This window comes from Microbacterium suaedae (assembly GCF_003254645.1).
Lineage (GTDB): Bacteria > Actinomycetota > Actinomycetes > Actinomycetales > Microbacteriaceae > Microbacterium > Microbacterium suaedae.
In genome coordinates this window covers 711,587-734,874 of record NZ_PNFD01000001.1, presented here as the reverse complement: position 1 = coordinate 734,874, position 23,288 = coordinate 711,587, and the positions used below count along the sequence as shown (strand labels likewise).

Annotated in this window: 23 protein-coding genes; 14 read left to right on the top strand and 9 right to left on the bottom strand. The window is 67.7% G+C overall.

The genetic code is table 11. The annotated features are described in order from the left end of the window. Positions 1 to 33: 33 nt before the first annotated feature. The 7 genes from C0012_RS03365 (at position 34) to C0012_RS03335 (ending at position 6,862) form a co-directional block, all read left to right on the top strand. A complete protein-coding gene (locus C0012_RS03365; protein WP_110588200.1) occupies positions 34 to 822 on the top strand; it encodes an SDR family NAD(P)-dependent oxidoreductase in 789 nt (262 codons plus the stop codon). Between the two features lie 9 nt (positions 823 to 831). Beyond that, positions 832 to 1,230: a PhlB family protein gene (locus tag C0012_RS03360; RefSeq protein ID WP_110588201.1), complete on the top strand. Its 399-nt coding sequence runs from the start codon at positions 832 to 834 to the stop codon at positions 1,228 to 1,230. After that, the gene (locus C0012_RS15645) at positions 1,227 to 2,375 is read left to right on the top strand and encodes a thiolase family protein (protein WP_110588202.1); all 1,149 of its coding nucleotides are present in this window, start codon (positions 1,227 to 1,229) and stop codon (positions 2,373 to 2,375) included. The genes C0012_RS03360 and C0012_RS15645 overlap by 4 nt, the downstream gene beginning before the upstream one ends. Continuing rightward, entirely contained in the window at positions 2,350 to 3,945 is a 1,596-nt protein-coding gene (locus C0012_RS03350) for a class I adenylate-forming enzyme family protein (protein ID WP_110588203.1), read from the top strand. The genes C0012_RS15645 and C0012_RS03350 overlap by 26 nt, the downstream gene beginning before the upstream one ends. Beyond that, on the top strand, positions 3,942 to 4,988 hold the full coding sequence (locus C0012_RS03345; RefSeq protein WP_110588204.1) for a CaiB/BaiF CoA transferase family protein: 1,047 nt from the start codon (positions 3,942 to 3,944) through the stop codon (positions 4,986 to 4,988). The genes C0012_RS03350 and C0012_RS03345 overlap by 4 nt, the downstream gene beginning before the upstream one ends. A 77-nt stretch (positions 4,989 to 5,065) precedes the next feature. Beyond that, positions 5,066 to 5,581 carry a MarR family winged helix-turn-helix transcriptional regulator gene (locus C0012_RS03340; RefSeq protein ID WP_162621779.1) on the top strand — a complete coding sequence of 172 codons (516 nt, stop codon included), beginning with the start codon at positions 5,066 to 5,068 and terminating at the stop codon, positions 5,579 to 5,581. 180 nt (positions 5,582 to 5,761) lie between these two features. Continuing rightward, on the top strand, positions 5,762 to 6,862 hold the full coding sequence (locus tag C0012_RS03335) for an NAD(P)-dependent alcohol dehydrogenase (RefSeq protein ID WP_110588206.1): 1,101 nt from the start codon (positions 5,762 to 5,764) through the stop codon (positions 6,860 to 6,862). A 70-nt stretch (positions 6,863 to 6,932) separates the two neighbouring features. On the opposite strand, the gene C0012_RS03330 is transcribed toward C0012_RS03335, so the two are convergent. Genes C0012_RS03330 through C0012_RS03310 form a run of 5 tightly spaced genes read right to left on the bottom strand, consistent with a single transcriptional unit; the run spans position 6,933 to position 11,624 of the window. Further along, complete coding sequence (locus C0012_RS03330; protein ID WP_110588207.1) at positions 6,933 to 8,195, bottom strand: ABC transporter substrate-binding protein; 1,263 nt, start codon at positions 8,193 to 8,195, stop codon at positions 6,933 to 6,935. After that, entirely contained in the window at positions 8,192 to 9,256 is a 1,065-nt protein-coding gene (locus C0012_RS03325; RefSeq protein ID WP_110588208.1) for a branched-chain amino acid ABC transporter permease, read from the bottom strand. The genes C0012_RS03330 and C0012_RS03325 overlap by 4 nt, the downstream gene beginning before the upstream one ends. Before the next feature lie 5 nt (positions 9,257 to 9,261). After that, on the bottom strand, positions 9,262 to 10,143 hold the full coding sequence (locus C0012_RS03320; RefSeq protein ID WP_110588209.1) for a branched-chain amino acid ABC transporter permease: 882 nt from the start codon (positions 10,141 to 10,143) through the stop codon (positions 9,262 to 9,264). 1 nt (position 10,144) lies between these two features. Next, positions 10,145 to 10,855: an ABC transporter ATP-binding protein gene (locus C0012_RS03315; RefSeq protein ID WP_110588210.1), complete on the bottom strand. Its 711-nt coding sequence runs from the start codon at positions 10,853 to 10,855 to the stop codon at positions 10,145 to 10,147. After that, positions 10,842 to 11,624, bottom strand: a complete 783-nt coding sequence (locus tag C0012_RS03310; RefSeq protein WP_110588211.1) for an ABC transporter ATP-binding protein — start codon at positions 11,622 to 11,624, stop codon at positions 10,842 to 10,844. The genes C0012_RS03315 and C0012_RS03310 overlap by 14 nt, the downstream gene beginning before the upstream one ends. Positions 11,625 to 11,869: 245 nt before the next feature. Between C0012_RS03310 and C0012_RS03305 the strand changes: the two genes are divergently transcribed. Then, complete coding sequence (locus C0012_RS03305) at positions 11,870 to 12,724, top strand: IclR family transcriptional regulator (protein WP_110588212.1); 855 nt, start codon at positions 11,870 to 11,872, stop codon at positions 12,722 to 12,724. A gap of 89 nt (positions 12,725 to 12,813) precedes the next feature. On the opposite strand, the gene ligM is transcribed toward C0012_RS03305, so the two are convergent. Continuing rightward, entirely contained in the window at positions 12,814 to 14,217 is a 1,404-nt protein-coding gene (gene ligM / locus C0012_RS03300; RefSeq protein ID WP_110588213.1) for a vanillate/3-O-methylgallate O-demethylase, read from the bottom strand. A 140-nt stretch (positions 14,218 to 14,357) separates the two neighbouring features. On the opposite strand from ligM, the gene C0012_RS03295 reads away from it, so the two are divergent. Genes C0012_RS03295 through C0012_RS03280 form a run of 4 tightly spaced genes read left to right on the top strand, consistent with a single transcriptional unit; the run spans position 14,358 to position 17,920 of the window. Then, positions 14,358 to 15,107: a PIG-L deacetylase family protein gene (locus C0012_RS03295; protein ID WP_110588214.1), complete on the top strand. Its 750-nt coding sequence runs from the start codon at positions 14,358 to 14,360 to the stop codon at positions 15,105 to 15,107. After that, complete coding sequence (locus C0012_RS03290) at positions 15,107 to 15,823, top strand: 4-carboxy-4-hydroxy-2-oxoadipate aldolase/oxaloacetate decarboxylase (RefSeq protein WP_110588215.1); 717 nt, start codon at positions 15,107 to 15,109, stop codon at positions 15,821 to 15,823. Before C0012_RS03295 ends, C0012_RS03290 begins: the two co-directional genes overlap by 1 nt. Before the next feature lie 57 nt (positions 15,824 to 15,880). Beyond that, on the top strand, positions 15,881 to 16,951 hold the full coding sequence (locus tag C0012_RS03285) for a 4-oxalomesaconate tautomerase (RefSeq protein WP_232527759.1): 1,071 nt from the start codon (positions 15,881 to 15,883) through the stop codon (positions 16,949 to 16,951). A gap of 18 nt (positions 16,952 to 16,969) precedes the next feature. Next, positions 16,970 to 17,920, top strand: coding sequence for a VOC family protein (locus tag C0012_RS03280; protein ID WP_110588216.1), 951 nt, complete (start codon positions 16,970 to 16,972; stop codon positions 17,918 to 17,920). A gap of 115 nt (positions 17,921 to 18,035) precedes the next feature. Here the strand turns inward: C0012_RS03280 and C0012_RS03275 are convergent, their stop codons facing one another. Beyond that, positions 18,036 to 18,584, bottom strand: a complete 549-nt coding sequence (locus C0012_RS03275) for a helix-turn-helix domain-containing protein (protein WP_110588217.1) — start codon at positions 18,582 to 18,584, stop codon at positions 18,036 to 18,038. Between the two features lie 104 nt (positions 18,585 to 18,688). Here C0012_RS03275 and C0012_RS03270 point away from each other — a divergent pair, with 104 nt between their 5' ends. Together C0012_RS03270 and C0012_RS03265 are read left to right on the top strand one after the other, a co-directional pair. Next, on the top strand, positions 18,689 to 19,384 hold the full coding sequence (locus C0012_RS03270) for an AzlC family ABC transporter permease (protein WP_110588218.1): 696 nt from the start codon (positions 18,689 to 18,691) through the stop codon (positions 19,382 to 19,384). Continuing rightward, positions 19,381 to 19,695 (top strand): AzlD domain-containing protein, encoded by a 315-nt coding sequence (locus tag C0012_RS03265; RefSeq protein ID WP_110588219.1) that lies wholly within the window; start codon positions 19,381 to 19,383, stop codon positions 19,693 to 19,695. The genes C0012_RS03270 and C0012_RS03265 overlap by 4 nt, the downstream gene beginning before the upstream one ends. Before the next feature lie 129 nt (positions 19,696 to 19,824). Here C0012_RS03265 and C0012_RS03260 read toward each other — a convergent pair whose 3' ends face one another. After that, positions 19,825 to 21,762, bottom strand: a complete 1,938-nt coding sequence (locus C0012_RS03260; protein ID WP_198411048.1) for an ABC transporter ATP-binding protein — start codon at positions 21,760 to 21,762, stop codon at positions 19,825 to 19,827. A gap of 88 nt (positions 21,763 to 21,850) precedes the next feature. Further along, positions 21,851 to 23,227, bottom strand: a complete 1,377-nt coding sequence (locus C0012_RS03255) for an MFS transporter (RefSeq protein WP_110588220.1) — start codon at positions 23,225 to 23,227, stop codon at positions 21,851 to 21,853. Positions 23,228 to 23,288 lie beyond the last annotated feature (61 nt).

Sequence of the window (23,288 nt, the reverse complement as noted above, 5' to 3'; positions counted from 1 at the left end):
GCAAAGAGGCCGTCAGGCCGGGAAGGCAAGGACATGACCGACATCGTGGATCTCAAGGGGAGGACGGCGTTCATCACCGGAGCGGGCCGGGGAGTGGGGCGGCAAGTCGCACTTCATTTCGCCGAGCACGGGGCGGGCGCCATCGTCGTCAACGACTTCAACCTGGAGCGCGCTGAAGCCGTGGCCGCGGAGGTGGAAGCACTCGGCGTCACGGCGCTGGCACTGCAAGGAGACGTGAGTGACTATGACGGCGTTGCCGGCCTCTTCGCTCAGGCCTCGGACGCACTCGGCGGCATCGACATCCTGGTGAACAACGCGGGCAACGCGGGGCCGAGCGGTGGCCCCGGCTTCGATCCGCCCTTCTGGACGCAGGACCGGAGTGACTGGGACAAGTACCTTCAGGTGAACCTGTACGGCGTGCTCAACTGCACGCGCCACGCTCTTCCCGGGATGGTTGAGCGAGGATACGGCCGGATCGTCACTGTCATCTCCGACGCCGGCCGTGTCGGCGAGCCCGCCCTCGAGATCTATTCCGGGGCAAAAGCAGGCGCTGCCGGATTCATGCGCGGCATCGCCCGGAGCGTCGGCCGCTACAACATCACGGCGAACAATATCGCGATTGCCGCGACCCGAACCCCGTTCGTTGCTGAGGCATTGGCCGACGAAGAAGCAGCCAAGCAGCAGCTCAAGAGGTACGTCATTCGTCGATTCGGCGAGCCGGAGGACGCGGCCAACATGATCCTGTTCCTCTCGTCGGACGCCGCGTCGTGGGTCACCGGGCAGACCTACCCGGTGAACGGCGGCTATTCCCTGAACCAGTAGGAGTCTGAGGTGACTGAACACGAAGAGAGCCCCGCGGCTCTCCTGACCGTCTCGTCCGCTGACGGGAACCTCGACCTCAGGACCGGACTGTGCGGACAGGATGGCCGCCGCTCGTTCCCGCGGGAGGAGTTCGGGTGCCAGTCCTGCGGCGCGCACGGCGACGATGTTCTTCCGGTTCTGACACCCGCCGAGGGGACAGTCATCGACACTGTTGTCGTGGCCAGACATCGAGGTCCGGGGATCAGCGCCCCGTTCTGCATCGGATCCATCGACCTCGGCGGCGGCCTTACTATACGGGCGCTCGTCGACGAGGATGTCCGACACGGGGTTGCGGTGCGGGGACGACTCACGACCACCGCCGAAGGCGGCGAATGGGTGGTCTTCGGACCGCGGAAGGTAAGCGAATGAACACCATGAACGTGAGCGGAGTCCGCGTCGTCGGCGTCGGGATTCATCCCTACCAGAGTCCGACCAGCACCCCCTACACCAGCTTGGGCCTCGCGGCGGTGCGGCAGGCGCTCGGCGACGCGGGTATCACCTGGGCCGACGTCGACTCCGCATACGTGGGGACCGCTTTGATCGGAGCCGCCGTCGGCCGCCCCATGCTGAGGCATCTCGGCGCGACCGGCATCCCGATCGCTCAGGTGGAGAACGCGTCGGCGTCCGGTTCTCAGGCGGTGCGTCAGGCGTATCTGGATGTCCTGTCCGGGAACGCGGAGATCAGCATCGCGATCGGGGTGGACAAGCCTGCGATGCGATCCGACGGATTCCGGGAATCGGGGCACGTCGATCTCGTTGATGGGCTGGTGGCCCCGATCTCGCACTTCGCCCTTCTTGCGGCGCGCTATCTCCGGGAGAACGGAGTCGGTTCCGAAGCGCTCGCCCGGGTGTCTGCGAAGAATCACGCGAACGGACTTCGCAACGCGGCTGCTCAGCGGCACGATTCCATCACCGCTGAGGAGATCCTCGCGGAAGCGCCGATATCGGGACCCCTCACCAAGCACCAGTGCTGCCCGGTCGGGGAAGGCGCTGCGGCGGTCATCGTGGCTTCTGAAGCGGCGATCGAAAGGCTGAACCTGGACCGCTCTCGGGCGATCAGGATCGCCGCCTCGGTTTCGCGAAGCGAGAGGGTCTATCCCGACGGTTCCTTCCCTGACGCGGAACTGACGCGTGAGACCACGGAACTCGCTCTCGACGCGGCGGGCATATCCGTGGCGGACCTCGACGTGGTCGAGGTTCACGACGCATTCTCGATCGAGGAGCTCGTGTATATCGAAGCCATCGGGCTTTCCGCACCCGGGCGAGCAGCCGCCGATGTCATCGATGGACAGTACGACATCGGTGGCCGATGTGCCGTCAGCGCCTCCGGTGGCCTGCAGTCTATGGGGCACCCGGTCGGGCCGACCGGAGTCGGCCAGATCGTCGAGATCACTCGACAGCTCCGGGGAGAGGCCGACGGCAGGCAGCAGCCGGGCGCGCGAGTGGGGCTTGCACACATGCTCGGCGTCGGGTCGGTGTGCATCGAGCATGTCTTGGTCGACGATCATGCGTGAGTCCGGAGAGCGCGAAGAGTCGGCCATGGAGCGTCTGCTCCGCGGCGCATACCGCGTGAACGCCGATCGACCTGCTCTGACCGATGCGCGGAGGACCGTCACCTTCGCCCAGGTGGAGACGGAGGTCGATGAGGTGATCCGCGGTCTCGCCGCGCTCGGGGCGAGCCCCGGCGATTGCGTCGCCATCATCTGTTCGGGTCGAATCGAAGCGGCGGTCCTCGACCAGGCTGCGTATCTTGGGGGCTTCATCCGCCTTGCCGTCAATCGGCGGCTGCATCCCAGAGAGGCAGTCGAGATCCTCCGACGTGCTCGCGCCAAGGTTGTCGTCGTCGACAAGGAGTGGGCGACGCGAATCGAATCGGAGCTGGATAAGACCCGGGTTGAGCACCTGATTCTGCTGGATGGTGGAGCAGAGCCGGGCGGCCGCGCCGTTGCCTACGAGCAGGTCCGCGTCGGTGGACGCCGATGGATCGGAGCGGTCCCACAGCCCGTCTCAGAGCTCGCACCTGCCCAACTGGGATTCACGTCTGGGACCACGGGTTCTCCGAAAGGTGCGGTGCACAGCCTGCGTGCGATCGCCGCTTCCCTTCGGAACACGATCATGGAATGCGACGCCCGTCATACCGACGTCGTGCACACGGCGATGCCGCTGAGCCATGTCGGTGGCATCCTCACGATGGCGTACTTCGTCCGCGGCGCCCACCAGTTCCTCGCGGAGAAGTTCGATACAGGCTCCACCGTCGATGCTGTGCGGACGCACGGGGCGACAGTGCTCTTCGTCGTGCCGGCCATGCTGACCGAACTGAACCCGCTGATGGTGGGCGTCGAGTCGAAGCTGCGCCGGATCATCTACGGCGGGTCTCCCATGCCTGTTTCAGAGATCGTTCGGACACGCGCGGTCTTTGGATCGGTGCTTCTGCAGATGTACGGCCAGACCGAATCGGGGCTTCCGATCTCGACGCTCGGACCGGAAGACCACGATTGGGATGGTGAGCCGCCGCCCCACCTGGCCTCGGTCGGCCGCCCGACGCCCTACGCCGATGTGAGAGTTGTCCGAACCGACGGAACAGCGGCCGATATCGGTGAACTGGGCGAGGTGACAGTGCGAAGCGACTCGGTCATGACCGAGTACTTCGAGGATCCCGAGGCAACGGCCGCCGCGTTGTCCGGCGGGTGGCTGCGTACGGGGGATATCGGCCGCTTCGACCTGGATGGTCGGCTCTACCTCGTCGGGCGCTCCAAGGAAGTGATCATCAGCGGCGGGTTCAACGTGTATCCCGCCGAAGTGGAGGACGTCATCATGTCGATCGAGGACGTCCGAGAGGTCGCCGTGCTGGGAACCCCTCATCCCAAATGGGGCGAAACGGTCGCAGCCGTGGTGGTTTCGCGCAGCGGGAAACCGCTCGATCCGGTGGGAATCGAACGGCTCTGTCGTGAGCATCTCGCGGGATTCAAGATCCCTCGCGTGATCACGCAGGTGACCGAGCTGCCACGCAACAGCGGAGGAAAAGTCATGAAGAAGGAACTTGCACGGCTGCTGACTGCAGAAGAGGAGGTGGCCGAGCGATGACATCCTCGATGCCACTGGAAGGCATGCTCGTCGCAGACCACACCATCTTCGGCCCGGGCCCCTACGCGACCGAACTCCTGTCGCGGCTCGGCGCACGGGTCGTGAAGTTCGAGCCGCCTGGCGGGGATCCGGCTCGCCGAATCCCGGGGCTCTGGCGTGCCTTCAACGGGGTCAAGGAGAGCGTGGAATGCGATCTGAGGACCGACGAGGGGCTGAGCCTGGCCACAGTCGTCGCGAGCAGAGCGGACGTCTTCGTCAACTCGTGGCGCCCAGGAGTGGCCGAACGCCTCGGTCTCGGTGCCGATGCACTCTTCGAACTGAACCCGCGGCTCGTGCATTGCACCCTCACCGGGTTCGGATCCACAGGACCCTTGAGAGATCGACCGGGGCACGAAATCAACTATCTGGCGGCCTCCGGGGCCCTCCGCGGCATCATGCAGGATCTGCCGGGCCATCCGGGAATGCCGATCGGGGACACTGCCGCGGGAATGTATGCGGCGTTCCGCATCGTCTCCGCGGTATGGGACGCGAAAGCGCGGGGAAAGGGGAGCGAGATCGAGGTCGCCGTGGCGGGCGTGCTCGCCGAGTTCGCCCATATCGGGGCGGGCGCCGACGGCAGCGTGCTCGCTGCGAGCAATCAGGCTGCGGCCTATGGGGTGTTCAGCACAGCGGACGGACATCGCATCGTGCTCGGCATCGTCGATGAGGAGCCGTTCTGGCGGGCGCTTTGCGAAGCACTTGAACTTCCGCACCTGGCCGATCTGTCTGCCGCTGAACTGTTCGAGCGAGGCGCGGAGCTCAGGGCGATCCTCGAGCAGGAGATCGGCGCGCGCGCGTTGGGTGAGATCGAGCTCACATTCGGCCCTCGGCGAGACATCCCGTGGAACGTGGTGGAGGAAGCCGATGCACTAGAGTTCAGGAACGGTGTTCCCCCTGCCCGTGGGCTTCCCTCAGCGCTCGATGAGCACGGTGAACTGATCCGGCGTGAGTTCGGATCCGTGGTCGACCGAGGAGCCGGCGTGGATCGTGCATCGTGCACATGACACGAAGGCGCTCCGGGGAATCCTTGAGACATGAGACCGCAGAGTCCGAGAATCATCGAAAGCACGCGTGGGAGATCATGGCGAAGTCATCTGGAGGGGAGACGTCGTTCATCGACGTCGTTCGAAGGCGCATCAACGATGAATCGCCCGAGTTGGACGCCGAGGCAACGGGTGTCCTTTTCAACCTCGCCCGCGCTTCGAATATCGCGATCGCCGACCTCGACTCCACGGTCTGGCGGAGTTTCGGGGTCAGCTACGCCGGTTATCGTGTGCTCTTCGTCGTGTGGGCGGCCGGCCCGCTCGAACCTCGCACGATCGCACGGTTGTCGAGCGTCAGCCGAGCCAGTATCTCGAGTGTGATCAACACCCTGGAACGGGATGGGTACGTCGAACGCCGACGAGAATCCGAGGACCGCCGACTTGTCACAGTCGACCTCACAGATAAGGGTCGTCAGCTCTGGCACGATTCCTTCGCGCTGCACAATGCGCGGGAACGCGAATGGCTCTCAAGCCTGACCGGAGACGAGCGTGAGCAGCTGACGACCTTGCTGGAGAAGCTCATCCAGGGCCGCCCTCGCGATCACGAGCAGTAATACGTCGCACGTCAGACCAGACGGCATCGCTCGAGCATGCCTGACGGTCGATGATGCTCTCCTGCACCGGCATCCCTTCAACATTCCCAACCGCCGCCACCCATCGTCGTCGAGCACGCCGTAGCGTCGGGAGTACGAACATTCGGCGTGCGCGGGAGTGCGCCGGGGAAGGAAGAAGCGATGCAGACAACAGCCGCTGTCGTCCGGGAGAAGGGCGGGTCGTTCGCGATCGAGCCTGTTGAGCTCGACGATCTGCGCCCCTCCGAGGTGCGCGTGCGACTCGTCGCGACGGGCGTGTGTCACACCGATGCCGTCGTGCGCGACCAGATCTATCCGACGCCGCTTCCGGCCGTCCTCGGGCACGAGGGCGCGGGCGTGGTCGAGGAGATCGGATCCGCCGTGACGACCGTCGCCCCCGGCGATCACGTCGTGCTCTCCGTCAGTTCGTGTGGCACGTGCCGACACTGCCTGACGGGCGGATCCACGTACTGCGAGAATCTCTACGATCGCAACTTCGGAGGCTCGCGCGCCGACGGTTCCCGGGCCTTCACCGATGCATCGGGCGAGTCACTCTCGTCGCACTTCTTCGGGCAGTCGTCGTTCGCCGCGCACACGAACGCCGACGAGCGCTCGGTCGTCAAGGTTGATGACGATGTGCCGCTCGACGTGCTCGGCCCGCTCGGCTGTGGGATCCAGACGGGCGCGGGCGCGGTCATCACGGCGCTGCGTCCCGAGGCGGGATCCACGCTCGCGGTGTTCGGCGCTGGTGCTGTCGGGCTTGCGGGCGTGCTCGGCGCCGTCGCCGTCGGCGTCGGGCAGATCATCGCGGTCGATGTGAATCCCGACCGGCTCGCCCTGGCAGCCGAGCTCGGAGCGACGCACACCGTGAACGCGAAGGAAGAGGACGTCCCCGCACGCATCAAAGAGATCACGGGCGTTGGCGTCGACTACGCGCTCGAGACCTCCGGAGTCTCGCCCGTTCTGCGGCAGGCGGTCGACTCGTTGGGCGTGCGTGGCACGGTCGGCGTCGTCGGCGCGCAGGCCCCCGGAACCGAGACGGCTTTCGAGACGGGCCTGTCGATGACGCGCGGCTGGTCGCTGAAGATGATCATCGAGGGCGATTCGGTGCCGCAGGTGTTCATTCCGCGCCTCATCGAGCTCTGGCGCCAGGGGCGGTTCCCCTTCGACAAGCTCGTGAAGTACTACGACATTGCTGACATCGACGACGCCTTCGCCGACTCGGCGAGCGGAGAGGTCATCAAGCCCATCGTGCGGTTCTGAGACCCGCGAGCAAGCATTCCTCTGGCGAGAGGGCACCGAAGAGGTGCTCTCTCGCCAGAGTCATGAGGGATCAGCCGAACGATTCGGCGGTGTCGTATCCCGCCCCGTTGTACTTCTGAACGACGAGGCTCGAGACGGCGGGCTGGCCGTCCTGCGTCGTGTCGACGGACGTGCCGTCGAGCATGAGCGGGGCCTCGAGGTTCGAGATGCCGCGGAGCGATTCCATGAACGCGTCGCGGGTCGGCTCCTCCATGTCGGCGAACGCCTCCTCGAGCGTCGCGCCGATCATGTAGCTCCACATGCAGTGGGGGAAGTCGGGCGTCGTCGTGTACTCGCCCGCGTACTCCTCAAGCGAGGACAGGAACGTCTGCACGTCCTCGTCCTCCGCATACGCCGGCGACTGCGGTGCCTTCGCGAACGACACGGAATAGAACCCGTCATCGGGGTTCGCCTCCGCCGGGCCGAGAATGGCGGCGGGGCTGGACGTGTTCGAGGGCAGGAACCAGCTGGGAGCCCAGCCGAGCTCCTTCGTCTTCTCGATCGACGAGATGACGAGCGGCGTGATCGACATGGCGTTGAAGAAGACATCGGCATCAGTGCCGGCGAGCTCCGTCAGCTGGGCGTCGACGGACGTGTCGGTGGCCTCGTAGGTGAGCTCCTCGACGATCTCGACGTTCGTGCCCTCGACGGCCTCCTGGAAGCCCTCGAAATAGCCTTCGCCGTAGTCGTCGTTCTGATAAAGCGCGGCGACAGTGATGTCCTCGCCGGAGGCGGCGAGAAGTTCGCCGAAGGCGGCGCCCTCATTGAGATAGGTCGGGACGAAGCCGATCTGCCAGGGGCTCTCGGACTGATCCGAGAAGAGCGGGTCGCCGGTCTGGATGAGAACCTGCGGCACCTCCTCATCGATGGCCGCCTCGCGATAGGCACGGTTGGTCGGCGTGCCGAGACCGGAGGTGAAGGCGAACACATCGGTGCTGTTCTGCTGGAAGTTCTGCAGCGCCTTCTGGGGGTCGTATGCGTCGTCCCACGCCTCGATCTCGACCGTGCGGGTGTTCCCGTCGCCAAACTCGATGCCGCCTTCGTCGTTGCGCTCGCCCATGTAGGCGACCAGGCCCGCGACGGTGCACGTTCCGGGGCCTGCGGTGGCGCCCGAGAGGGGGGTGGTGATGCCGAGCGTGATCGAGTCGTCGGTGATGCCGGGGCTCGAGGCGTCTCCGCCGTCTTCGCCCCCGCCGCCCGCGTCATCGCGGCCGCAGCCGGACAGCGCGAGGGCGAGCGCGGATCCCAGCGCGACGGCGCCGAGCGCTCGCGTGGATCGGGTGTGAAGGATCATGAGGAACCTCTCTGTTCGACACTCTTGTTGGGGGAATCGGATCCGTCGTCGCGGGACGCGCGGCGGCGGACGAATCGGCGGACGCGGTGCGGGAGGCTCGCGAGCCCCCCGGGAAGGACGATGAGAACGGCGAGGAGGATTGCGCCTTGGATGAGAGCCGTGAGCGTTGGCGCGATCTCGTTCGTGACGCTCGGCACGAACACGTAGTAAGCACCACCGAGGAGCGATCCGACGATGCTGCCCGCGCCGCCGACGACCATCGAGGCGAGCAGATTGATCGAGTGATGGAAAGCGAGCGTCTCGGGGCTCGTGTACTGCACCACGACCATGTAAAGGAATCCCGCGATGCCGCCGATCATGGCGGCGATCGTGAACGCCATCACCTTGTGGCGGTACGGCGAGATGCCCATCGACTTCGCGACGTTCTCGTTCTCCTTGACGATCGCGAGCGCACGGCCGAACTTCCCGCGCGTGAGATTCGCGACGAGCACGAAGCACGCGGCGGTGATGACGAGGACGACGTAGTACTGCCACTGGTCGTCGGCGAGCCCTGTCCACGCGGGCGCATCCGAGAATCGCGCCGATGTGCCCTGGGATCCGCCGGTGAGCTCCGTGAGCCTCTTGGCGAGCGGGACCCCGATAATCGGCAGCGCGATGGTCACCATCGCGATCGCGAGGCCTCCGAGGCGCGCTGCCGCGAAGGCGACGATGAGGCCCGCGATACCGGGGAGGATCACCGCGGCGAGGAACGTGACGACGACGGGCCAGTCGTGGTTCACACCGTAGGCGGTGGCGTAGGCGCCGAATCCGACGAAGAAGATCTGCCCGAGCGATACCTGCCCCGTATATCCCATGATCACGTTGAGGCCGAGGACGGCGACGGCGAAGACGCCGACGCGGGCGAGCATCTGATTCGTCGAGATCGACATCACGAGGGGCGCGACGACGAGGAGGATCGCGAGCGCGACACCGATCGCGATCGTCCACCACCGCTGCCTCCGAGGCGCGTGAGGTGTCGTGATGGGCGCCGTGAGGTCGCCTGCGGGGGAAGAGATCGGCATGGGGCTCACACTCGCACGACGGTCTTGCGCCCGAACAGGCCCTGCGGCCTGACGAGCAGCACGATGAACAGGAAGACGAAGGGCACCGCGATCTTGAGATCGTGTCCGACGAACGGGACGTACACGGCGGCCAGATTCTCGATGACGCCGATCGCCCAGGCCGCGACGACCACGCCGATCGGGCTCGACAGGCCCCCGAGGATGACGGCGGCGAGAGCGTAGACGAGGACCGTGTCGAGCATGCCCGGCGTCAGCGACAGGCGCGGCGCGATGAGGGCGCCGGCGACGGCGCCGAGGGCCGCCGCGAGGCCCCATCCGACCATGAGCAGACGGCCGACGGGAACGCCCGCGAGCGCGGCGGCAGCCGGATTGTCGGCGACGGCGCGCAGGGCGAGACCCAGCTTCGTGCCGCGGAAGAGCACCTGGATCAGGATCATGCACGCGAGGATCACGAGGAACGTCCCGAGGGAGCGCCAGCTGACCGACGCGCCGAGGACGGAGAACGACTCCGGCGGGAAGAGCCACGGCAGGTGCAGATTGTTGTACGACCAGATCGCGCCGCACACGCCCGTGATGAGCGTGAGAAGACCGACTGTGACGACGATCGCCGTATCGGGATCCCCGCCCTCGAAGCGGCGGATCAGCACGCGCTCGAGGAAGGCGCCGAGCAGGAACGCCGCGACGATCGCGAGGAGGATCGCGACGATGAGGGGAAGGCCGACGCCGACGAGGGCGAAGACGAAGTAGGCCGAGAGCACGGCCATCCCGCCCTGGGCGAAGTTGATCATTCCCGTCGACTGGTTGACGATCACGATCGCGAGTCCGAGGGCCGCGTACACGGATCCCATGCCGAGGCCGTCGACGACGAGCTGGATGAAGGTTCCCATATCAGCCTCCGAGGTACGCCTTCCGGATCTCGTCGCGACCGCGGAGCTCCTCCGTCGTGCCGCTGATCGTGCTGCGCCCCGTCTCGAGGATCGTGGCCGCCTCGACGACGCGGAACGCGAGATTGGCGTTCTGTTCGACGACGAGCATCGCGATCCCCGATTCCTTCCGCAGTCGCTCGATGGCCTCGTAGACGTCCTGCGCCGTGGACGGCGCGAGCCCGAGCGACGGTTCGTCGAGGACGAGCAGGCGCGGCTTCGCCATGAAGGCACGCCCCACGGCGAGCATCTGCTGCTCGCCGCCGGAGAGGGCGGAGGCGTTCTGCGAGATGCGCCGGGCGAGGTGCGGGAAGAGATCGAGCAGGAAGTCGATATCGGCGCGGATCTCGGCGCGATCGCGCCGGAGATACGCGCCGACGAGGAGGTTCTCGCGAACCGAGAGATTGGGAAGGGTCCCGCGGCCCTCGGGCACGTGGGCGATGCCGAGGGCCGCCGTCTTCTCGGGCCCGACGGACGTGATGTCCTGCCCGTCGAACGTGATCCGCCCGCCGACGTTCACCGTGCCGCTGATCGCGCGCAGCGTGGTCGTCTTCCCCGCTCCGTTGGATCCGAGGATCCCCACGGCGCCGCCGTCGGGGACCGACAGCGAGACGCCCTCGAGGACGCGCACCCGTCCGTACGCAGCCGTGACGTCTTCGAGCTCAAGCAGCGCCATCGGTCGCCTCCTTCCCGAGGTACGCCTCGATGACCCGGGGATCGGCCTGCGCCTCGGCGGCCGTGCCCTCCATGAGCTTGCTGCCGTGGTCGAGCACCACGACGCGGTCGGTGAGCTGCGAGATCAGCGTCATGTTGTGCTCGACGACGATGATCGTCATGTCGTCGGTCTCCTGCAGGCGACGCACGGTCGTGATCAGCTGCTCGACCTCGCCCTGAGACAGACCAGCCGCCGGCTCGTCGAGGAGGAGCAGCGACGGGTGCGAGAGGCGGGCGCGGCAGAGCTCGATGCTCTTGTGCAGACCGTGGGAAAGCTCGTCGGCACGGGACGTCGCCGCCCAGCCGAGATCCTGCTCCTCAAGGAGGTGCATCGCCTCGTCTCGGATCTGTCGCTCGCGACGTCCGGTCGGCGGTAGCCGGAGGGCCCAGGCGAGAGGCCCGCCCGGGAGGCGGGTGTGCCCGCCGAGCATGACGTTCTCGAGGACGGTGTGGTTGAGCTGGAGGGCGGGGTGCTGGAACGTCCGCGCGAGCCCACGACGGTTCAGCGTCGACGGCTGCGAGCCGGCGATCTCCTGGCCGTCGAGCCGGATGGATCCGGAGCTCGGACGGTAGTGCCCGCTGATGCAGTTGAACAGCGACGTCTTCCCGGCACCGTTCGGGCCCACCAGCCCGAGGATCTGCCCGGGATCGACGTCGAATGCGACGTCGGTCAGGACGGTCACGCCTCCGAAACGGAGGTTGACGTCTGTCAGCGTCAGTTGTGCGGCCATGCAGCTTCCTCGGTTCACGCCGGCGTGATTCGGGTTGGACGGCGAGGCGTCCACTTTCGGACAGTACACGCCGTGGCGCCGGAAATGTCACCAATTATGTTGCGAATCGCAAACGTCTCGGTCGACGTTCGAAGCGCGGTCGTCGATGACCGCGATTCGAAGGTAGATCGGGCGTGTACTCTCGTGGAGATCGGTTCCATTGATGTGAATGATCGGCGCGTGTCGATCTGGAGCGGAGGGCGGCGATGGCGCACAAATCCGCGGGCACCTCAGCGCTCGCGCGGCACCTTCGGGTGCTCGACGCGTTCGATCCGCTGCATCCGTTCCTCACCCTCACCGAGATCTGCCGTGCCGCCGGCCTCGCGCCGTCGACGGCGCACCGGCTGGTGGGCGAGCTCGTGCGCGAAGGACTTCTCGAGCGTCAGGACGACCGCACCTACCGGCTCGGAGTGCGGCTGTGGGAGTACGCCTCGCGCACGCCCGGCGCGATCGGACTGCGCGAGGCGGCGCGCCCCTGGATCGACGCGGTGCATCGTCGTGTGCGGCAGCACACGCAGCTCGGGATCCTGCAGGGGACGGACGTACTCTTCCTCGAGCGCGTGTCGTGGCCCGATGCGGTCGTGAACGCGACGATCATCGGCGGACGCGTTCCCGCCCACGTCTCCTCGGCGGGGCTCGCGCTGCTCGCGCACGCGCCCGAGGGCGTCGTCGACGCCGTCGTCGCAAAGCCGATGCGGAAGATCACACCGCGGACCATCTCATCACCGGACGCCCTGCGGCGGATTCTCGAGGAGATTCGGCGAGACGGTTTCGTCGTCGCGGACGGTTTCATCCACGAGCAGACCCGCGGCATCGCCGTCCCGCTGCGCGGCGCCGCAGGGGAGGTGGTTGCGGCGCTCGGGGTGGTCGTCCCGAACGACGACAGCCCCTCGCGGCCGCTCGCCGACCTGCTGACGGCGGCCGCCGTGGGCGCGGCCCGCGACGTCTCCCGCGTCACGGGTCACGCGCACGACGTCGCGCCGGAGGCGCTCGGCGTCTCGCCGCGATCGCTCGCGTACATCGCCGAGCTCGAACGCGAGGCGCGTGCCGACGGGCGGTGACCCTTCCCCCTGCGCGAGGGCATCCCTCGCGCGCGTGAGCGTCCCCGCGGATGCCCATTCGCGCGAGGGATGCTCGCTCGCGGAAGGGGTCAGAGCTGACCGGTCGAGCGCCAGCCTCCCTGGTAGGTCTCGCGGGCGACCGTGGCGTAGGGGACGGGGCTCACGACGGCTCGGACCTTCATCTGGCGGTGCGGCTCGACCGTCGTCTTCTTCGATCCGCCGTCGGGCTCGCCCCAGACGACCGTGACCTCGGCACCCTCCGGCACGTCGCGGTCGACCGTCGCGAGAGACAGTCCGCGCTTCTCATTCGCCGTGACGCCCGTGAACAGCGACAGGCCGATGTTCTTCCCGTCGGCGTCGAGCACGGCGTCGAAGTTGCTTGATCCGTAGTTGGCGTTCGGCAGATCGAAGAACTGGTATCCGTCGCCGTCGCGGTCGAGCACCGAGGTGAGGATCCGGCCCAGGTCCTCGTCGTTCCACGCGAGCGTGACCTTGCGGCGCTGGCGCTCGGGGTCGATCTTCTCGAGCGCGTCGCGGCCGATGAAGTCGTGGTCGAACTTCACGAACGAGCCGTAGCCGAGCTCCCACGGGTTGAGGTAGTAGTCCTCGATGTTGTCCGACACGAACGATCCGGCGACGGCGTTGATCGCCTCGTAGCTGTTCGCCGGCAGCCACTCGCGGTAGGCGCGCTCGGCCTCGCTCGAGTAGATCGCGGGCAGCGGGGAGGGGATCCAGCCCGATTCGAGGGTGTTCGACGAGTACGCGCGGGATCCGCACGGCTCGATGCCGAACTCGGCGCCCGCGGTGAGGATCGCGTCGCGGATCCGCCCGTGATCCTCGTACGGGCCCCACAGCTCGAGGCCGGGCGCGCCCGCCATGCCGTGGCGGAGGGTCTTCACGACCGTGCCGTCGATCTCGAGCTCTCCCAAGCGGAAGAACTTCACCTTCTCGAGGGTGCCGCCGTTGAGCTTCTCGATGATGTCCCACGCGCGCGGGCCCTGGATCTGGAAGCGCCAGTATTCGCGGGTGACGGCGTGGCCGTAGGGACGGGAGGGGGAGCGATCGTCGTAGCGCCATTCGACGTCGTAGCCGCCCGTCTCGGCGTGGAACTGCAGCCAGTTGGCGCCCGGCGCGCGCCCGACGTAGACGTAGTGTCCCTCCGTCTCGTGGAAGAGGATCCCGTCGCCGATGACGCCGCCGTTCGACGCCGTCGGCACGAACTGCTTCGCCATACCGACGGGGAAGTTCGCGAAGCTGTTGATGCCGGTGTCGCTGAGCAGCTTCAGCGCGTCGGGGCCGGAGACGAAGAAGTTCACCATGTGATGGGTCTGGTCGTAGAGGACGGCCGTGTCGCGCCAGGCCTTCTGCTCTCGGCGCCAATTGGTGAACTCCGTCGGGACGACGGGGTAGATGTAGGTGCCGAGCTGCGAGTTGCGCAGCAGATCCACCGTGTTACCGCCGCGATCGAGCAGTTGCTGCAGGTTTTCGGCCATGAAGGGCTCCTTGCGTGTCGACGTCGTTGTCCGATGACGAGCGGAGCGCTCGATCACCTACGGGGAGAGGTATTCAGTTCGTCACCAGAATTGTAGACAATATCTTGACCAATGCAAGAGGGGGCTGATTTACTCGAAGCATGTCCGATCCCTCCCTCCTGGTCATCAGCGCCCACGCCGGCGACTTCGTGTGGCGCGCCGGCGGCGCGATCGCCTCCGCGACGATGCGCGGCGAGAAGGCCACGATCGTCTGTCTGTCGTACGGCGAACGCGGCGAGTCCGCGAGTCAGTGGCTCGTCGGAAAGTCGCTCGACGAGATCAAGGCGGTACGCCGCGAGGAAGCCTCCGCGGCGGCCGACGCCCTCGGCGCGGACATCGAGTTCTTCGATGCCGGTGACTATCCGCTCGTCGAGTCGCACGAGACCGTGCAGAAGCTCGTCGACGTCATGCGTCGCACGCAGCCGAGCGTCGTCCTCACCCACCCCCTCGCGGATCCCTACAACGGCGATCACCCGGCCGCCGCCCGCATGGCGCTGCAGGCCCGCGTGCTCGCGCAGGCGATCGGCGTCGCGAACTCCGACGGCACCACTCCCGGCAAGGAAGACATCATCGGCGCCCCGCCCGTGTTCTTCTTCGAGCCGCACCAGCCTGAGCAGTGCGACTTCACGCCGAACGTGCTGCTCGACATCACCGACGCCTTTCCCCAGAAGCGCCAGGCGATGGAGTGCCTGCCCGCACAGACCCACATGTGGGAGTACTACACGCAGCTCGCGATCCGCCGCGGCGTGCAGCTGCGGCGCAACGCTGGGCCGAATCTCGGCCTGCCCCACGACACGATGGGCGAAGCGTACGAGCGGTACTACCCGCAGGTGACGACGGAGCTGGTCTGATGCTCGGCGCGCGCGGCGTCGTCGTCACCGATATCCGGCGCCCCGATCCCGCTTCGATCGACCGCCTCGCCGCGTTCGGCGTCGCGACGGCGCACGAGGCGATGGGGCGGCGCGGCCTCGCGGATCCTGGGATCCGCCCCGTGCAGCAGGGTGCGCGCGTCGCCGGATCCGCCGTCACGGTTCTCGCCTGGCCCGGCGACAACCTCATGATCCATGCCGCGATCGAGCAGTGCCGCGCGGGCGACCTTCTCGTCGTGGCCACGACATCCCCCTCGACCGACGGCGCTTTCGGCGACCTCTTCGCGACGGCCCTGAAACAGCGCGGCGTCCGCGGTGTGGTGACGACGACGGGCGTGCGCGACACTGCCGATCTTCGCGAGATGGGGTTTCCCGCGTGGTCATCCGCCGTGCACGCGCAGGGCACGGTGAAGGCGACGGCGGGATCCGTGAACGTGCCCGTCGTCGCTGGCGGCATGCTCGTGCGTCCGGGTGATGTCGTGATCGCCGACGACGACGGCGTCTGCTGCGTGCCGATCGACGAGGTCGACGCCGTGATTGCCGCCTCCGACGCGCGCGAGCGGAAGGAAGCGGCCGATCGCGAGGCGTACGGGTCCGGCGCCGAGCTGAGCCTCGACCGCAAGGGCCTCCGCCCGCTGCTCGACGAGCTCGGCGTGCGATACATGACGCAGTCAGAATTCGAGGCGCACCGTGCGTGAGGGCCGAATCCCGGGTGCGGTCGAGCAGATCGACTGCATTGTGTTGGGGGAGGTGTCGTGAACGGCATCCCGTGCATGCTCATGCGCGGCGGCACCTCGAAGGGCGCATACTTCCTCGCCTCCGATCTGCCCGCCGACGCCTCCGAACGCGATGAGCTGCTGCTGCGCGTGATGGGCACGCCGGATCCGCGCCAGATCGACGGGCTCGGCGGCGCGCACCCACTGACCTCGAAGGTCGCGATCATCGCGCCATCGGAGGAAGACGACACCGACGTTGACTACCTGTTCCTGCAGATCGGCGTCGACGAGCCGCTCGTCACCGACCGGCAAAACTGCGGGAACATCCTCGCGGGCGTCGCCCCCTTCGCGATCGAACGCGGCCTTGTCCCCGCGACCGGAGGCGAGACGCGGGTACGGATCCGGATGCGCAACACGGGATCCGTGTGCACCGCGACCGTCGCGACTCCGGGCGGCGTGGTCGCCTACGACGGCCACCTCGCGATCGACGGCGTCCCGGGCACCTCAGGGGTGATCCCGCTGGACTTCGACGACCTCGCCGGATCGACGACGGGTGCGCTCTTTCCCACCGGCGCGACCATCGACGAGATCGACGGCCTCGCGGCGACCTGCGTCGACAACGGAATGCCCAGCGTGCTGATGCGCGCTGCCGACCTCGGCGTCGCGGGGGACGAAGAACCTTCCGATCTCGAGGGGCGCGCCGATCTCGTCGAACGAATCGAGCGGATCCGTCTCGCCGCGGGCGAGCGCATGGGGCTCGGGGATGTGTCGGACGCCACCGTCCCGAAGATGGTTCTCGTGTCCGAGCCCACCGCGGGTGGGGCGCTGTCGACCCGCAGCTTCATCCCGCACCGGGTGCACACCTCGATCGGCGTGCTCGGCGCGCTGACCGTCGCCGCCGGCGCGCTCCCCGAGGGATCCGCCGTGCACGATCTCGCCCGCCTTCCCGCCGCCGGTGAGCCGTTCGCGATCGAGCATCCCACGGGGCGCTTCGTCGTCGACGTCGCCGTCTCGAGCGACGGCGGAGTCTGGCGCACCACGCGGTCCGCCGCACTGCGCACGGCCCGAAAGGTCTTCGACGGGACAGTGTTCCCGCGCCCCCGAATCTGAGTCAGAGAGGACTACGACATGACCGACTACACCTCCTTCGACGTCGCCCATCTCGGAAACGTCGAGCTGTTCACCCCGAAGTTCGAGGAGAGCCTGTTCTTCTTCCGCGATCTGCTCGCCATGCGGGTCGTCGCGGAGCACGGCGACAGCGTCTTCCTGCGCACGTGGGACGAATACGAGCTCTATACGATCAAGCTCACCGCGCGCGACGCGGCGGGCGTAGGGCGCACCCATCTGCGCGCCTCAAGCCAGGACGCGCTCGAGCGGCGCGTCGCCGCGATCGAGAAGACCGGGCTCGGCATCGGGTGGACCGACGGTGAGGTCGGAACGGGCCCCACCTACCTCTTCCGCGACCCCGACGGGCACGAGCTCGGCATCTACTACGAGACCGAGCGCTACGTCGCGGGGGAGGCGGATCGGCCCGCGCTGAAGAACCAGGCGTCCGCCTTCCCGGGCCGCGGTGTCAACGCGCGGCGCCTCGACCACATCAACTACCTCGGCAAAGACGTCGAAGCGAATGGCGAGTTCCTCCGCGACGCCCTCGGTATGCGCGAGAGCGAGCGGATCCGCCTCGACAACGGCAAGTTCGCCGCCTGGTGGTTCCACTTCGGCCTAAAGTCGTACGACATCGTCTACAGCGACGACTGGAAGAAGCACGGCAACCGCCTGCACCACATCGCCTTCGCGCCCGACACCCGCGAGGACATCCTCAAGGCCGCCGACATCTTCCTCGAGAACGGCATCCACATTGAGTCGGGCCCGCACAAGCACGCCATCAACCAGACGTTCTTCCTGTACGTCTGGGAGCCGGGCGGCAACCGCATCGAGTTCGCCAACGCCGGCGCGCGCCTGCTGCTCGACCCCGACCAGCCCGTCGTGGAGTGGTCCGAGGAAGAGCGCAAGAAGGGCCAGGCGTGGGGCATGAAGACGATCGAGACGTTCCACACCCACGGCACGCCGGTCGTCTGACGTCCCCCAACACAACGCAGTCAATTCGGGCGAGATCGGCGCAGGGGCTGCTCTGGCCGGCAGGTCGGCCGAGGATTGACTGTGTTGTGTTGGCGTGCGGATGCGGCGTGCGGTCTCAGCGCAGCTCGGAGATGAGGACGGCGCTCGTGCCGTCCTCGTGCGCGTCGAAGACGTGCGGCACGTCGCCGGGATAGGAGAGGTAGTCGCCGGGGCTCAGATCGACGGGAGAGTCGACGGGGCCGACGGATGCGCGTCCCGTCATGAGGATCATGTGCTCGGTCGTGCCCGGGTGGTGGGGGTCCGAACGGCGTGGCTGGCCGGGGTCCGCCTGGATGATGTAGATGTCGCGGCGGGCACCGGGCGGGCTCGCCGACAGCAGTGTCGCCGCGTAGTCCGCCGCGGAGGAGGGGACGCCGCCCCGTTCGGACGCGCGTACGAGGGTCGGCGCGCTGGCCGGTTCGTCGACGAGGACGGCGAACGGCACCCCGAGGGCGACGCCGAGTGCCCAGAGCGTCTCGACGCTGGGATTGCCCGCGCCGGTCTCGAGCTGCGACACGGTCGCCTTCGATACGTTCGCGCGGCGCGCGAGCTCGGAAACGGAGATCCCCGCCGATTCGCGTTCGCGTCGGAGTGTGCGCGCGATTCGTGTTCCGAGGTCCTCCATACGTTCAGTATGGCAAACGCTCGTTCATGTTGACGGACACCGTGCCAGTGGTCAGAATGTTGGACGTGTGTTCAGCAGAGCGAACGGCCGGCGAGGCGCGGTCGATGTCCCCGGCAGACCGCCGCGCGTGGCAGGACGGGACCGCCGTGGCGCTCGCGACGAGCGCGTACGGCGTCTCCTTCGGTGCGCTCGCCGTCGCGGCGGGCCTGGACGTGTGGCAGGCGTGCGCGCTCAGCCTGCTGATGTTCACGGGCGGATCCCAGTTCGCCTTCATCGGCGTGATCGCGTCGGGAGGTCTCGCCGCGGCGCCCTCGGCGATCGCGTCGGCCGCGCTGCTCGGCGTGCGCAACGTCGCCTACGCCGTGCGCATGAACCCGATCATCGGTCGAACCTGGCGCCACAGGATCGCGGGAGCGCACGTCACGGTCGACGAATCGACGGCCGTCGCGCTCGCGCAGAAGGATCCGCGCGCGCAGCGAATCGGGTTCTGGGTGACGGGGCTCGGGATCTTCCTGGGCTGGAACGCGGCGACGCTCGCCGGCGCCCTCCTGGGGGACGTGCTGGGCGATGTACGAGCGTACGGACTCGACGCCGCCGCGGCCGCCGCGTTCCTCGCGCTGCTGTGGCCGCGCCTTCGGTCGCGGCAGGCGATCGCAACCGGCGTGGCGTCCGCGGTCGTGGCGGCCGCCGCGACTCCGTGGCTGATGCCGGGGATCCCCGTGCTCCTGGCCGCAGCCGTCGCGATCCTCGTCGGCTGGTTCAACTGGTTCGCCGGAGCGAAAACGGAGGCGACACGATGACGATGTGGCTCGCGGTCCTCGTCGCCGCGCTCGCCTGCACCTCCCTCAAGCAGATCGGCTATCTCGTGCCCGCGAGGTGGCTCGAGGGCGTGCGCACGGCGCGCACCACCGACCTGCTCACGGTCGCGATGCTCGGTGCGCTCGTCGCGGTGCAGACCGTCGGATCCGGCATGTCGATCGTCGTCGACGCGCGGCTCGCAGGTCTCGCCGCCGCGGGCGTGCTGCTGAGCGTGCGCGCGCCGTTCCTCGTGGTGGTGATAGCCGCGGCCGTCGTCGCAGGCGTCCTTCGCGCTCTCGGTTTCGCGGCATAGCGGGCGGCGCCGATCACCTTCCGCAGATCGACCCGCATCGTGATGCTCTGATCGATCAGGGATGCCCCGCCCGCATGCCGCCGATCGCGGACGACGTCGACGGGCCGCGTGGCAGCACGCGGAAACCCGCTACACGAGCAGCTGGTGCTGCGCGAGCTCGCGGTAGAGGGGAGTGCTCTCGACGAGTTCCGTGTGCGTCCCCTGGCCGATGACGTTTCCGTGGTCGAGGACGATGATCCGGTCGCTGTCGACGACCGTCGACAGGCGGTGGGCGATGACGATGAGCGTGCGGCCCGCGGCGACGGCGTCGATCGCCTCGCGCATACGCCGCTCGTTCACACCGTCGAGCGACGACGTCGACTCATCGAGGAGGAGGATCGGCGGCGCCGAGAGCAGAGCACGCGCGATCGCGAGTCGCTGGCGCTCGCCGCCGGACAGCATGACGCCGTCCTCGCCGACGGGGGTATCGATCCCCGCCGGGGAGCGGTCGACGACGTGGCCGAGGTTCACGGCGCGCAGCGCCCGGTCGCAGTCCTCGTCGGAGGCGTCGGGAGAGGCGAGGCGCAGATTGTCGGCGAGGGAACCCGCGAGGGTCGGCGCATCCTGCTCGACGTAGCCGAACTGCGCGCGCAGAGCGTCGCGGGGGAGGTCGCGGATATCCCGGCCGTGCAGGCGGATCGCGCCGTCCGTCGCGTCGTAGAAGCGCTCGATGAGGGAGAGGATCGTCGACTTTCCCGCGCCCGACGGGCCGACGAGGGCGACGCGGGAGCCGACAGGAACCTCGAAGTTCACCCCCTTCAGAACGTCTTCGGAACTCGACGCATCGTCGATCTCGGCGTCCAGGTGGGCATCGCCCGCCGACTCACGCACCTCCCGGCTGGCCTTCTGGCGGGCCTCGACGACGTTCTCGGGGTACCGGAATCGCACGTTCTCGAACGCGATGGCGGGGGTACCCGAACACAACGCAGTCGATTTCGGGTCGGGCGAGTCCGACACGCTGCCTTCGGGCGCGTCCGGCACGCGGATCGACTGCGTTGTGTTGCCGCGGGCCGTGTCTTCCGCGTCTTCCTCGGGCAGGTCGAGGATCTCCTGGATCCGTCCGAGTGCGCCGAGCGCCTGCCCGACGCTTGTGAGGGCCCCGAATGCGGAGGCGAGCGGCATGATCATGAGGAACAGGAACATCGCAAACGTCACGAGCGATGCGACCGACACGGCGTCCGTCGCGACGCGCATGCCGCCGACGCCGAGCACGACGAGCAGCGACACCTGCACCGCGACCCCCGCGACCGGCACGACGAGCGCCGATGCCCGGGCGACGTCGAGACCCGCGCGGAAGGCGTCGCCGGCTTTGCCTGCGACCTCCCGCTCTTCCCGATCCGTCGCTCCGGCGGCGCGCACGGTGCGGATGGATCCGATCACGCGTTCGACGCCGCTCGCGAGCTCACCGACGCGCGTCTGCTGGCGGGCAGTCGCGGAGCGGATCCGTCCCGAGAGCGCGAGGACGGCGACGACGGCGAGTGCGAGGACGCCGATGATCGTCAGGAGCAGGATCGGATCGATGACGAGCATCGCGATGAGGGCGCCGAGGAAGATCAGGACGTTGCCGACGCTGTCCGCGAGGCCCTGGGTGAGAACGGCGTACAGCATCGTCGTGTCGGTGCCGACGCGGCTGACGAGGTCGCCCGTGCGGCGCGCATCGAACTCGCTGATCGGCAGATGCAGGATCCGGCGGATCAGCTGCCGCCGGCTGGAATAGACGACGGCCGTGCCCGTGCGCTGGAGCAGGTAGTGCTGGTAGGCGCTCACGATCGACGAGATGACGACGAACGCGACGAGCCCCCAGACGAGCCAGCCGAGCGGATCCTGCGCCTGCACGCGTTCGATCACCTGGCCGATCACGAGCGGCTGGACGAGCGTGAATAGGGCGCCGACGACCGACAGGATCGCGACGAGCACGATCACGCCGCGATTCTCGAAGATGTACGGCAGCAGCTGGCGGAACGAGGCGCGTGGGCCATCGTCGTTCCGGGGGCGCGCGAAGGGGGAGCGGCGGCGTGAATCGGACATCGTCTCTATTCTTCCCCCGTTCCCCGAGAACGCGCGCAGACAACTCGGCGCCCGACCTCGCATGAGGTCGGGCGCCGAGTATCGCGCGTCACTCGGCGTCGATGTCGGTGTCCTTCGTCTCCGAGCTGAGGGCCAGCGCGACGAGCGTGAGCACCCCCGCGCCTGCGAGATAGAGGCCGACGAGCCACGGGCTGCCGTTGCCGAGGTCCCACAGCCACACGGCGATGATCGGTGCGAGAGCTGCGCCGAGGATCGACGAGACGTTGTACGACACCGCCGATCCGGTGTAGCGCACATTGGTCGGGAACAGCTCGGGCAGCAGGGCCCCCATCGGCCCGAACGACAGGCCCATGAGCAGGAAGCCGAACACGAGGAACGCCTGCACGAGCGCACCCGTGAACATCTCGCTGTCGCGCGGCGTGAGGAACACGGTGTAGATCACGCCGAAGACGATGATCGCGCTCGTGACCCAGATGAGCAGCCGGCGACGCCCGATCGCGTCGGCAAGGGGCCCCGAGATGAGCGTGAAGATGCCGAAGAACACGACGCCGATGATCTGCATGAGCACGAAGTCGGTGCGGCCGAAGCCCAGGCCGGGCGTGTCGGCGTCGGCAGGCGTCGTGCTGAATGACAGGGCGAAGCTCGTCATCAGGTAGAACAGCACGTACGTCGCGAGCATGATGAACGTGCCGAGGATCAGCCGGCGCCAGTGCTTCTGGAAAACGAAGCCGATCGGAGCCTTCTTGATGTCGCCGCGGCGTTCCGCCTTCTGGAAGGCGTCGGACTCAACGAGCTTGAGGCGCACCCACAGGCCGATGATCACCATGACGGCAGAGAACAGGAACGGGATCCGCCACCCCCACGAGAGGAACGCCTCGCTGGCCGCGCCGTCCTCGCCGGGCAGGCCGAAGTTGATGACGAGGAAGAGCGCGTTCGCGATGATGAACCCGATGGGGGCGCCCAGCTGCGGGAAGGTGCCGTACAGCGCACGCTTGCCTTCCGGCGCGTTCTCGGTGGCGACGAGCGCCGCGCCCGACCATTCCCCACCCAGGGCGAAGCCCTGAGCCAGTCGGCAGATGAGCAGCAGCAGGGCCGCCCAGGCGCCGATCTCGTTGTGCGTCGGCAGGAGTCCGATGACGAATGTCGCGATGCCCATCGTGAGCAGCGATGCGACGAGGGTTCCCTTGCGGCCGAACTTGTCGCCGAAGTGGCCGAAGACGACGGCCCCGATGGGGCGGGCGACCATAGCGGCGCCGAAGACGCCGAACGAGGCGAGGAGCGAGGTCGTGTCGTTGCCGGTCGGGAAGAACAGCACCGGGAAGACGAGCGCCGCCGCGGTCGCATACGCGTAGAAGTCGTAGAACTCGATCGTCGTGCCGACGAGGCTCGCGGTGATGACGCGGGAGCGTGAGTTGAGGGGGGCCTGGCGCGCCTGTGGCGCAGCCGGAGTCGTCGTGGTCGTCATGCCATACCTGTGTCGTGTCGCGGGGAGATCGGCCTGTCAGGGCCGAGGAAGGGGCGATGCG

Bases quoted from the DNA above. Each gene is read 5' to 3' on its own strand.
- C0012_RS03365 (WP_110588200.1), top strand. From the start codon at position 34: ATGACCGACATCGTGGATCTCAAGGGGAGGACGGCGTTCATCACCGGA.
- C0012_RS15645 (WP_110588202.1), top strand. From the start codon at position 1,227: ATGAACACCATGAACGTGAGCGGAGTCCGCGTCGTCGGCGTCGGGATT.
- C0012_RS03350 (WP_110588203.1), top strand. From the start codon at position 2,350: ATGTCTTGGTCGACGATCATGCGTGAGTCCGGAGAGCGCGAAGAGTCG.
- C0012_RS03345 (WP_110588204.1), top strand. From the start codon at position 3,942: ATGACATCCTCGATGCCACTGGAAGGCATGCTCGTCGCAGACCACACC.
- C0012_RS03340 (WP_162621779.1), top strand. From the start codon at position 5,066: ATGGCGAAGTCATCTGGAGGGGAGACGTCGTTCATCGACGTCGTTCGA.
- C0012_RS03335 (WP_110588206.1), top strand. From the start codon at position 5,762: ATGCAGACAACAGCCGCTGTCGTCCGGGAGAAGGGCGGGTCGTTCGCG.
- C0012_RS03330 (WP_110588207.1), bottom strand. From the start codon at position 8,195: ATGATCCTTCACACCCGATCCACGCGAGCGCTCGGCGCCGTCGCGCTG.
- C0012_RS03325 (WP_110588208.1), bottom strand. From the start codon at position 9,256: ATGCCGATCTCTTCCCCCGCAGGCGACCTCACGGCGCCCATCACGACA.
- C0012_RS03320 (WP_110588209.1), bottom strand. From the start codon at position 10,143: ATGGGAACCTTCATCCAGCTCGTCGTCGACGGCCTCGGCATGGGATCC.
- C0012_RS03315 (WP_110588210.1), bottom strand. From the start codon at position 10,855: ATGGCGCTGCTTGAGCTCGAAGACGTCACGGCTGCGTACGGACGGGTG.
- C0012_RS03310 (WP_110588211.1), bottom strand. From the start codon at position 11,624: ATGGCCGCACAACTGACGCTGACAGACGTCAACCTCCGTTTCGGAGGC.
- C0012_RS03305 (WP_110588212.1), top strand. From the start codon at position 11,870: ATGGCGCACAAATCCGCGGGCACCTCAGCGCTCGCGCGGCACCTTCGG.
- ligM (WP_110588213.1), bottom strand. From the start codon at position 14,217: ATGGCCGAAAACCTGCAGCAACTGCTCGATCGCGGCGGTAACACGGTG.
- C0012_RS03295 (WP_110588214.1), top strand. From the start codon at position 14,358: ATGTCCGATCCCTCCCTCCTGGTCATCAGCGCCCACGCCGGCGACTTC.
- C0012_RS03290 (WP_110588215.1), top strand. From the start codon at position 15,107: ATGCTCGGCGCGCGCGGCGTCGTCGTCACCGATATCCGGCGCCCCGAT.
- C0012_RS03280 (WP_110588216.1), top strand. From the start codon at position 16,970: ATGACCGACTACACCTCCTTCGACGTCGCCCATCTCGGAAACGTCGAG.
- C0012_RS03275 (WP_110588217.1), bottom strand. From the start codon at position 18,584: ATGGAGGACCTCGGAACACGAATCGCGCGCACACTCCGACGCGAACGC.
- C0012_RS03270 (WP_110588218.1), top strand. From the start codon at position 18,689: ATGTCCCCGGCAGACCGCCGCGCGTGGCAGGACGGGACCGCCGTGGCG.
- C0012_RS03265 (WP_110588219.1), top strand. From the start codon at position 19,381: ATGACGATGTGGCTCGCGGTCCTCGTCGCCGCGCTCGCCTGCACCTCC.
- C0012_RS03260 (WP_198411048.1), bottom strand. From the start codon at position 21,762: ATGTCCGATTCACGCCGCCGCTCCCCCTTCGCGCGCCCCCGGAACGAC.
- C0012_RS03255 (WP_110588220.1), bottom strand. From the start codon at position 23,227: ATGACGACCACGACGACTCCGGCTGCGCCACAGGCGCGCCAGGCCCCC.